Origin of the sequence: uncultured Tateyamaria sp. (assembly GCF_947503705.1) — a bacterium.
In the GTDB taxonomy this organism is placed as follows: domain Bacteria; phylum Pseudomonadota; class Alphaproteobacteria; order Rhodobacterales; family Rhodobacteraceae; genus Tateyamaria.
Genome location: NZ_CANNES010000017.1, coordinates 18863 through 29191, shown reverse-complemented (window position 1 = coordinate 29191; position 10329 = coordinate 18863). Strand labels below are relative to the sequence as shown.

The 10329-nt window shown below is 53.3% G+C and carries 9 protein-coding genes and 1 pseudogene; 8 read left to right on the top strand and 2 right to left on the bottom strand.

Annotated features, from left to right (window positions below; genetic code table 11):
• Positions 1-76: 76 nt before the first annotated feature.
• From Q1A44_RS21345 to Q1A44_RS21935, 5 genes and pseudogenes are all read left to right on the top strand, one after another.
• Positions 77-268 (top strand): annotated as a pseudogene (locus Q1A44_RS21345) (recombinase family protein); the annotation flags it as partial.
• 9 nt (positions 269-277) lie between these two features.
• On the top strand, positions 278-544 hold the full coding sequence (locus Q1A44_RS21340; protein ID WP_299629359.1) for a hypothetical protein: 267 nt from the start codon (positions 278-280) through the stop codon (positions 542-544).
• 255 nt (positions 545-799) lie between these two features.
• The gene (locus Q1A44_RS21335; protein ID WP_299629353.1) at positions 800-2032 is read left to right on the top strand and encodes an ATP-binding protein; all 1233 of its coding nucleotides are present in this window, start codon (positions 800-802) and stop codon (positions 2030-2032) included.
• Positions 2032-2868: a hypothetical protein gene (locus Q1A44_RS21330; RefSeq protein WP_299629351.1), complete on the top strand. Its 837-nt coding sequence runs from the start codon at positions 2032-2034 to the stop codon at positions 2866-2868. Before Q1A44_RS21335 ends, Q1A44_RS21330 begins: the two co-directional genes overlap by 1 nt.
• Before the next feature lie 159 nt (positions 2869-3027).
• A complete protein-coding gene (locus tag Q1A44_RS21935) occupies positions 3028-3516 on the top strand; it encodes an RES family NAD+ phosphorylase (RefSeq protein ID WP_366942623.1) in 489 nt (162 codons plus the stop codon).
• 467 nt (positions 3517-3983) lie between these two features.
• Here Q1A44_RS21935 and Q1A44_RS21325 read toward each other — a convergent pair whose 3' ends face one another.
• Positions 3984-5264, bottom strand: a complete 1281-nt coding sequence (locus Q1A44_RS21325; protein WP_299629349.1) for a site-specific integrase — start codon at positions 5262-5264, stop codon at positions 3984-3986.
• 329 nt (positions 5265-5593) lie between these two features.
• On the bottom strand, positions 5594-6487 hold the full coding sequence (locus Q1A44_RS21320; protein ID WP_299629347.1) for a UTP--glucose-1-phosphate uridylyltransferase: 894 nt from the start codon (positions 6485-6487) through the stop codon (positions 5594-5596).
• Positions 6488-6839: 352 nt separating this feature from the next.
• Between Q1A44_RS21320 and Q1A44_RS21315 the strand changes: the two genes are divergently transcribed.
• From Q1A44_RS21315 to ggpS, 3 genes are read left to right on the top strand one after another with little or no spacing between them, the layout of a single operon-like run.
• Positions 6840-7982 carry an NAD(P)H-dependent glycerol-3-phosphate dehydrogenase gene (locus Q1A44_RS21315; protein WP_299629345.1) on the top strand — a complete coding sequence of 381 codons (1143 nt, stop codon included), beginning with the start codon at positions 6840-6842 and terminating at the stop codon, positions 7980-7982.
• Entirely contained in the window at positions 7979-8755 is a 777-nt protein-coding gene (locus tag Q1A44_RS21310; RefSeq protein ID WP_299629343.1) for an HAD family hydrolase, read from the top strand. The genes Q1A44_RS21315 and Q1A44_RS21310 overlap by 4 nt, the downstream gene beginning before the upstream one ends.
• A gap of 10 nt (positions 8756-8765) precedes the next feature.
• The gene (gene ggpS, locus Q1A44_RS21305; RefSeq protein ID WP_299629341.1) at positions 8766-10256 is read left to right on the top strand and encodes a glucosylglycerol-phosphate synthase; all 1491 of its coding nucleotides are present in this window, start codon (positions 8766-8768) and stop codon (positions 10254-10256) included.
• The last annotated feature ends 73 nt before the right edge of the window (positions 10257-10329 follow it).

The following is a 10329-nucleotide window of genomic DNA, read 5'->3' as shown; positions in this document are numbered from 1 at the left end:
GACCAGACATGTTCACCACTCGTTTTTCGAACCGTGAATCACGCCGTCGCCCGGAAATCAATGGGTCCTGACCCTAGTGATTGCCAAGCTTGATCGGCTTAGCAGGAACGCGGCTTTTCTTCTGAACCTACAAGACTCCGGTGTCGATTTCGTAGCATGTGACAATGCAGGGGCAACGCCACTTACTATCGGAGTTTTGGCTCTCGTTGCACAAGAAGAAGCAAAAGCGATTTCCGCTCGCACGAAGGCGTCTCTCGCAGCATGCAAAGCCCGGGGCATGAAACTGGGAAATCCTAACGGTGCAGCAGCAATCCGAAGGGCTGAAAAGGGAAATTCGGCTGCCTGTCAAAAGCAGCGCGAACATGCTGACGAGAGAGCAAAGGACTTAAAAGAAGTTATAGACGATTTAAACTCATCCGGCTTTCTGACTTTGAGCGCTCAAGCCTTCGAACTGAACAAACGCGGCATCAAAACGGCGCGCGGCGGTGTGTGGCATGCATCGACTGTCGCTAACCTCAAAGCTAGGTTGGCCAATCTTGCCTGATGTTTTGCCGAGGTTGCCGCGTCATGTCCGTTTCCAAGCCAACGAAATGTGTCAAAACACTCGCAGGGTATGAGAAAAGTCTGGGGACCAGAGGCGCGGGTAGGCCTTAAGATTTCCATAGCGTCAGGTACCTGTAAGCGAACCGCAGGCGAAGTTGGGGTTCATCTTGACATGGGAACATTCTGTATGGTGACACAACGTTGCTCACTTGGTATGGTCGCCTGAATTATTGATGACGGTTGCTCATGTAATGCCATGCCTTTAACAACAAATGGTTCATACCCGCCTTCCCTGAATTTCATTGAAGCGATCACGTCTCGCGACCCTATCAAAGACTTTCCACTATTAACGCTAATCGAACACTTTGGCGCAGACTCTGGTTCATTTTGGTTGAGGGACGAGACGGAGCCCACAGAAATCGTTCTTATCGACACATTCAATCGCTCTGACTTGAAAAGCAAGGCACGCACGATTTCCATCGATTCAGCGGGTTCAACTTTTGAGCGCGCGATGCTTGCAAAGCGCTTGGATCATTTTCTCTATTTGGATTGTGGCGACCCAGCGCTTTCGGCATGGAGAAGCGAGCTTGAAAAAAACAAGCTGACACCTCAACGTGGAAAAATGTTATTTTTGCCGCTCCGCGAAAAAGGCAAGACCGAATTGATTGGTGCAGTCATTGTGCATTCGCAGAATGATTTCGACATAAAGTCAATGGAGGTAAATTGTCTAATTCATTTGCAGCGAGTGCTTTCGAACATTCTCTATATCGCGCTCGAAGGTAACAAAGAGATGCTTAGACAGCGGCACAAGATTGGCCACGAAGTCAGCAGACAAATCAACGACGCAGCAGGGCGAGTGAAACAGATTCAAGAGGCAATCTCTGGCCAGCGCCGAATGCTGTCAGGGCGTGCACTGGATATACTGAACGATGCTATTGCCGGGCTTTCATCCGCCCGAGATACTGTCGAGAGAGAAACTTTCTCGGAGGCGGTAGGAAAACGTGCGAAGACCTGTACATATATTGATTTAAACGAAGTTTTCCTAGAGTCCTCTCATCTAGCACTAGCAGACTACCCTCCCTCCCAAGTCGTTTTTAACGGCCTTATTGCACCTACAGAGATTGGCGTGAAAATACATGAGACCGACCTAGGTCTCTTGCTTTCAAACTTAATTTCAAACGCCGCAAAGTACTCCGTGCTGAAAGGCGATATCTCATGTAGATGGGAAGAAAGGGGTAAATTTTGCAGTTTGGTTGTATCCAACAATTCTATGGAATTGGAAGCGCATGACTTAGAAATGATGTGGCGCTTTGGGCACAGAGGGCCGAACGCGCCAGATATTTCGGGCAAAGGTATAGGTCTTTCCGTGGTGTCTGACATATGCGATGCGTACGGTCTTACGCCGCATGCTGATCAAAGTTATACAATCGCGGCAACAAGAACAAATGTTAGAATCGATTTTCCGGGGACGATGGTGAGGGTGGGATAATGTTAGACTTTGGAATGTATGACAATTTGGGTAGGAGTCCACTCGAACAGGTTGCGTATGCAATTGATGACAACTTGCCTGAACTCAAATCCATTGTTCGCCTTTGCTCGGCAAACAACATTTCTCCCAAAAAGTTCTCGGCGCTAAGCAAGGCTAAGCCGTACCTCAAGCAAGCGACCGAAGACGACATTCTGATTGTGGACAATAGGTTGGATGGCGTAAGAAACCTTGCCGCCTTGGGGCGTAGCGACATCGATACAGATAGCGGCAACCTTGCGGGTTTTCGAATTCTTACAAGCTTTTGCGACGATGCCGATGTGAAGGCAGGGCTTAGAATTCTTTGGAGCGGCTACGCGATTGAAGGCGTTCTCCGCCAGTGTGAACGACAAAGAGAGCGGGGGGTCAATCTGCACGCTTTTCGCAAGAACGATGACAATGACTTGGCGGATTGTGAGCAAGTGATCCATGATTTCCGGCTGGAACGTCACAGGTTGTTTGTTGGCCGCAAGCTTGAGTACGTCGAAGGCCTTTTCGACGAGTGGCAGTTGTCTGCGGAGCACAGAGCACTATTTTTTGGTTTCCCCGATGCATCTGACAGTGTGTGGAGGGAGATTCATGAAGGCACAGGTTCAATGGATGTTGAGCTTCGGTGTGACCTTATTCATGAGATTCAACTTACCCTTGATGCGATCTACGGAGAAAACGACCCTGCCGGACAAGCCGCGTGGTTTGACACTCCCATAGACGATTTGGGGAATAGAACTCCGAAGGAATTCTTAGGTGAAGGCCAAGTTTTGGCATTGATGCAGTTGGCCCGAGCTATGGAGGGGCCATAGTTGAAAAGCGTTTCAAAAAGACACCTAAGCAGGTTTGTTCAGCGAATTTCTCTGGACAAGAGACCACCAAAAGTTAGCCGCAGAGCGTCCTATCCCGGTGCAAATCCCCGATCCGGTCCTCTTCGAGCAACACCGGTTCAGGAAGCTCTTCGCAATTTCGTGGAAGTATGGAAAGCAGGCAGCTATTCTCGCTACACAGATGGCGCAAAGCCAGTAATGTATACTGCGCCTTTGAAAACGACTTGTTACGTTGAGGTCGGTTATCATTTCTACAACTGGTTTGTGAAAAACCATCCAACGAAGTCAGATTGGGAATCGGATTTCATTCTGTACAAAACCTCCGTAAAGGGTCCGGTCTTGGACTTTATGAGGTGCTTGGCCGACCACGCAAAAATGACCAAGACCAGCACATCCGGCTACTCGTTTTGCCAGTCGGTAGCCGATGACGCACGAAGCAAGGGAGCAGCAATGCTGCGGGTCCCGTCTGCAAGGGCGCTGGGTAAGGACTGCATTCCTGTGTTGATAAAGACCGCCTCAACTTCTCCAATATCCGCTTCGAAGATTAAGCTCGGTGTGGTTAAGAAAGACGCGAGCCGGATCATCGCGACGGTCGGACGCGCTAAGCGTTCATATCAATGCGCACGATAATGCCATCTCACACACATTATGTGTGATTGGTATAGATCTACTACATGACCTAGCACATCCTTTGGGTAGCTTGATCTTGCGAGTAAAGCTTGGGCTGTGCATGTTGTGCAACATTGCGTTTTTTGTATATTCTGGGTGCGTACTTCTGGATATCGACGTGCAAGTGGATGATTTTTTACCTTAAAAATATAGCAAACCTTTGTCTTCGGGAGACAGCGCTTTCTTACATCAGAATTATGTTAAGCTCTGCGCAATTTGTTCACCAATTTGGCCGAACTATCGCTGAGGACTAGGGTCCCAAGGCCAAGGTACGTCGTCGTAATCCGAATGCCCTCCGCTGCCGTGGGCGGTTAGTATGTCAAGCTCAAGGTTCGCAACGTACTCGGTACCTGTTATCAATGTTGCTTCCCTCGGAGCCAATCCGTATCGATCACCCAAATTTTTGAATTTTTCTTCTGGGGACCGAACTATGTATCATCGAATACGTCACCTCTCGCCCACTCCTCAACCTCCCGACGGGTCCGCGCGTTTCCGCGTTGCCCTGCTTCAATTGGTAAGTCCAAAGCTTCGACAGATTGTGCCCGCCGGGCATTTGTGTCCAAGACAGCTTGTGCTTTCGAAGTGACGAAGTCTGCCCACTTATTCATGACTTCACGGCGCGCGCCCAACATATCTGACCGATAATATGCGCGGGCAACCTTGTTACCTTTCGCGGTTTCGTGTTGGATACAGAGTTCTGCAAGCTTATCATCGCAAGTTTTGGTTTCGGCACACCAGTCTCGAAAGGTCGACCGCAGGCCATGAGAGGTGGTCGCCCATCCGCTTGACCTAAAATGCTTGTTCCAAGTGTTCTCGCTGACGACGCCCCTTTTCCGAGCGCTGTAAGATGGAAAAACAAGACCTTTACCACGCTTGCCGAGCAGAGAACGGACCTGCCATACTAGCGGAACCTGAAACGGCTTTGACGTTTTCATTCGTTCAGCCGGGATCGACCAAAGAGTCAGTTTTTTGTCGAATTCATCCCATTCGGCATAGGTAACATTGGAAACACGAACGACGGTCAGAATGTAAAATTTCAGGGCGGTATGCGTGGTCGATTGATCCAACGACAACCATAGTTCTGGAAGTTCCTGCCAAGGAAGCGCCTGGTGGTTTTTGACATCGTGCTTCACTTGACCCAAGCGGGCTTTAGCCTTTGGAACAACGGTAGTGTCGATGTCCCATTCATCGTCTTGACCAGCAGCGTACATCAATACTTGGTTAAGCCGATTCATCGCTCTGAGCGCCGTTGGATACTTGCTTTTCCAAATTGGCTCAAACGTTCGAATGAGATCATCTTTGGTGATTGCATCGACAGGTTTTTCACCTAATTTAGGAAGCACATGCTGGAACGGCGATAGCCATTGCCTTCCCAGCTTGAGCACGTCTTCCTTGGTTACGAAATATTCTTCAACGACATCTTTCAATTTTGCACCGCGTCTAAGTTGTCGTTCTCTTTCCTGACGTGGATCGATTTTTTGCTTAACGTGCACCTCGGCATTATCTCGCAACTGACGTGCCTGCTTGAGACCTACTGCCGGATAAGACCCAAGCCCCATGGACGTCCTTCGCTTGTTGATTTGGTATCTATAAACCCATTGCTTCGACCCACCTGCGTTGACACGCAGAACCAAACCTGCACCGTCTTGGTGATCTTTGACCTCTGCTACGGCCTTACAAAATGCATCGTTTAACTTGTATCGCGCCATAGCAACAATCAACCAACCTTTTTGGCATAATTATGGTCCATTTTGTGGTCCATTTATGACGCCCACCAGTACCAATGATCAAGCACATTGTTTGCAAATTCTTATAAAATATAGAAATATTCTGAACAAAGGACTGGAAGGTGTTGTCGGTACTCGCCTCCAACAACTTTACGACATTCTGGCCGAAACCAAAGGCTGAGCGGGTCCGACTAAAGTGTCAGTGTGCAAAGGGCACGTTCTACCATGCGCTCCACTCTGCGATTGGCCAAATGCTCGATTGGGCCAAGCAGATAGCACAACCAACAAGCTGCAATCGATCAATGCTCTGCTCACGCGGCCTTGGCAGATGATTGTCGTAGTCCATGTTCTTCTAGAACGTCGTGATATTCGGGATCATGCGTCGCCAAATGCAAAATCGCTCGCAGCATACCGGCTTTGGATCCGCAATCATAACGGTGACCGCTGAACCGAAAACCTGCCAGACCAACACGATCGATACCGCGCGAAATCGCATCTGTCAGTTGGATTTCGCCACCCGCACCAGGATCTTGATTGGCCAAGTCGTCAAAAATGGACGCATCAAGCACATAGCGACCAACCACGGCCTCACATGAGGGGGCGACGTCGGGGCTGGGTTTTTCGACGATCCCATCCGCTTTGATCATTTGGCCTGCCTGACGACCGGTCGTTGACAGGATGCCGTATTTTCGGGTGTCTTCCGGACGAACCTGCATCGCAGCAACCATATGACCAGCAGCGCACTCTTGGTACGCCGCGACCATTTCGGCAAGACAGCCCTGCCCGAGGATCAGGTCATCAGGCAAAAGCACGGCAACGGGGCCGGGCAAGACAAAGTCGCGTGCGCACAATACTGCGTGCCCCAATCCCAGCGGATCATGCTGCATCGTGAAAACGACATCGTCGGTTTGTGGACAGAAAGAAGCCTCTTGTAGATCACGTGCCAATTGCGGTTTGCCCCGCGCCTTCAGATCAGCGCGCAATTTTGCGTCATCCATCACGTGCCGTTCGATCGCTGACTTCGACGGGTGGCTGACAAAGATCATCCGCTCGATTCCTGCTTCTTGCGCCTCATCAATCGCGTATTGGATCAGCGGCGTGTCGATCACGGGCAGCAGCTCTTTTGGTGTGGCCTTGGTCGCGGGAAGGAACCGTGTCCCAAGCCCAGCGACGGGAAAGATTGCGGTACGAACGGGTGATATCATGGATTGGGATGCTCCCTGCTGTTGCTGCAGTGCAGAAGGTAGTGACGGCCTTCAGAATGTCAAAAAGCGACAATACCTCCCCGCACCATGTCGCTAAAAGCACATTAAGGTGCCTGAATGCCGGGCTGTTGCGCCTAATTTTTCACCACTTGCAACACGAAGAGGCAAAATGCGGCCACATCACCGCAATTTTTGAAACTATTTCGCACGTGCAGCGTTGATCTTCCTCACAGTGGGTACAGGTTTTGCGACATGCATGATCCAAAAACGACACATCCAACATCCGAGGCTCGCGGTGGGAACGTCGCCGACAGTGCTGACACAACATCCATAGACTTTCAGTGAGGCCCAGATGAAACACACACCCATCGCAGCGCACACACCCCCTCACCCGGCCCGGAAATACGAGCGCATCACCGTGATCGGCGCAGGCTCTTGGGGTACCGCATTGGCCGCGACCTTGGCGCGCGCTGGCGCGTCGGTCCGTTTGTGGGGGCGCAACCGGGCCGTCGTCAACGAGATCAACCGTAACAATACGCATGGCGAGCTTTTGCCTGATGTGACTTTGCCCAAAACCCTGATGGCGGTGCACGCGATGGCTGATGCCTTGTCTGACGCCGAAGCGGTCCTGATCGTCGTACCATCGCGCAGCATTCGATCAGTGTCCCGCCAGGTGGCAGAGCATATCCCCAAAGGCATCCCCATCGCCATCTGCGCGAAGGGGATCGAGGATGAAACCGGCCTCTTGATGTCGCAGGTCGCCGAAGAAGAGTTAAGCGGCCATCCAATCGGCTGCGTGTCGGGCCCGACCTTTGCCCGCGAAACGGCACTTGGGCATCCAACTTCCGCCACGGTGGCATTTCAGTTCACTTATGCCGACCGTCTCAAACCTCACCGCAGTCCCGCTGTGCGTCTTGCCATGTCGCTGACCACGGAAAGCTTTCGAGCCTATGTCTCTGACGATCTGATCGGCGTAGAGATCGGCGGGGCGGTCAAGAACGTCATCGCGATTGCTTGTGGCATGATGACGGGCGCAGGATTTGCCGAGAACACGCGCGCCGCCCTGATTACGCGCGGCGTGGACGAAATGAAAGCACTGGCCGAAGCTTTGGGTGGGCGTCGCGAAACCGTCACCGGACTGTCCGGCATCGGAGATCTGTCGCTGACCTGCTCTAGCGCCACGTCGCGCAACATGGCCTTGGGCCAGCAATTGGGCCAGGGTATCGCGCGCGCCAAGTGTTTTGAGGGGCAACCCATTGTGGTTGAGGGCGAAGTGAACGCCCGCTCGGTCACCGATCTGGCCAACCGGCTGAACGTCTCGATGCCGATTTGCGACACGGTTCGCAGCGTTTTGCACGAGGGCGCCGACCTGGGCGCGGCCTTTGCCGCCCTCTGGGCCCGACCGATTGAAGCAGAGCCGCGCGCGATGGACCTCGCCTTTAGTCACCCAGCCCCAGACCATGCAGTCGCGACACTTGCAGAGAGGATTTCATGACCCGTCACGAAACATTTCCGACCAAAACCATCGCCAAGAAAGACTTTGTTCTGGCCACCGACCTTGATGGCACTTTCCTCGGCGGGACCGAGCAAGAGCGGAGCAATTTCTACCATTGGATTGAAGCACATCGAGAGCGGGTTGGCCTGATCTTTGTCACTGGGCGCGATCCCGGCTTTATCCGCGAACTGACGACCAAGCGCGGTGTGCCTTGTCCTGATTATGTCGTGGGTGACGTGGGCACCACAATCGCATCGGTCGATGCGGATGGTCTGATGTGCCCCATTTCACCGCTTGAGGCCGAAATTGAAGACGCCTGGGGCGATGCGGGCCTGCGCGTGCGCGCAGCATTGAAACATGTGCGCGGGTTAACGTTGCAATCTACCGGTTTTCGCTACCGCGTCAGTTTTGACCTGGACGCAGACACCTTTGATGCGCGGGCCCTGGATATCGTCGCGGATATGGGGTTGGACAGTCTGATCTCGGATGATCGGTATTTTGACGTGTTGCCGAAAGGGGTCAGCAAGGGGCCGTCGCTGATGCGCCTGCTGGCGCATCTGAGCATTGATCACAAACGCACACTCGTGGCGGGCGATACGATGAACGACCTCTCCATGCTCAACCTCGGGCTTCCGGCCGTCGCTGTTGGCGGCTCTGAACCGGCTCTGATCGACGCCTTGCGCGATGCCGATCACGTGCATCTGGCCAAGGGCATCGGCGCGTCTGGCATCGCCGAAGCCATCCTGAGCCACAGCCTTTTCCCCGCATCATAAGGAGCAGATCATGTCATCCGAACTTGTCATCGTCTATCATCGTCAACCTTATGAAGAGGTTGAGGAAAATGGTCAGATCGTCCTGCGGGAAAACAAAAGCCCGAATGGGATCGTCCCAACGCTCAAAAGCTTTTTCGGAAACGTGAACCACGGAGCATGGATTGCCTGGAAACTGGCTGATGACCCCGACAACCCCGATTTTGAGCAAAAAATCGAGATCGACGACGATTACGGTACTTATTCCGTGTCGCGCCTGCCCCTGACATCGGATCAGGTGCGCGAGTTCTATCACGTCACCTCAAAGGAGGCGTTTTGGCCGATCCTGCACTCGTTCAAGGACCGCTACAACTATGACCCGGTGAATTGGGCGAATTTCCGCGATGTAAATCGCCGCTTTGCCGAGGCCGCAGCGGCAGAGGCTGCCGAAGGCGCGTTGGTCTGGGTGCATGACTACAACCTTTGGCTTGTGCCGGGGTATCTGCGCGACATGCGCCCTGACGTGCGGATCGCCTTTTTCCACCACACGCCGTTCCCTGCCGCTGACATGTTCAACGTGCTGCCCTGGCGCAAGGAAATCGTCAAAAGCCTCCTGGCCTGTGATGATGTCGGATTTCACATTCCGCGCTATGCCGCGAATTTCGTGTCGGTCGCCAAGAGCCTCTTTGACGTGGATGAGGTTGCCCGGGAAAAAGTGCCGGAAAAATGGATCACCGAGGACACGGCCCTTGCTGAGCGGTCCGTGCCCAAGCGCATCATGTTCGAAGGGCACGAGATTTCGGTCAGCTATACGCCGCTGGGCGTTGACGGTGCCTTCATTGACGAGCGTGCGCGCGCACCTGAAACCACCGCGGCAGCCGCGGCCATTCGGGACGATCTGTGCGGTGCTCAGCTGATCCTCTCGGTTGGGCGCACTGATTACACCAAGGGCGGGGTTGAACAGCTCGCCAGCTTTGAGCGTGTACTGGAACACAATCCCGACCTCATGGGCAAAGTCCGCCTGATGCATGTGTCGGTGACTGCCAACCGGAACATGGCCAGTTACGAGGAAATCCAGAACGAGATCGAGCAGGTCGCGGGCCGCATCAATGGCCGTTTTGGCACCCTGGACTGGCAGCCCATCACCCTCATCTCGCGCGCGATCCCCTACACCGAGTTGATGGCCTATTATCAAGCCGCCGATGTGGCCTGGATCACCCCGCTGGCCGATGGGATGAACCTTGTGTGCAAGGAGTTCATCGCGTCACGGATCGATTGTGACGGCGTGCTGGTCCTGTCCGAGTTTGCGGGCGCTGCGGTAGAACTGGCCGATGCGGTCATCACCAACCCCTTTTCCGACCGCGCCATGGATCACGCCATCCTGCGTGCGTTGTCGATGGACAAAGACGACCGTGTCGAGCGCATGACCCGATTGCGCACTGCGGTGCGTACAAATGATGTGCGGGACTGGGGACCTGGCAGGCTCAAGGTGGCAGCGGACCTTCGTGTGATTGCCGCCGAATAGGCGGGCTGTCCGGGCAAAAGCGAACCGCACTTCGCGGATGAGCCAGCGGTAATCTCTGACTGGCTCGTCGTAG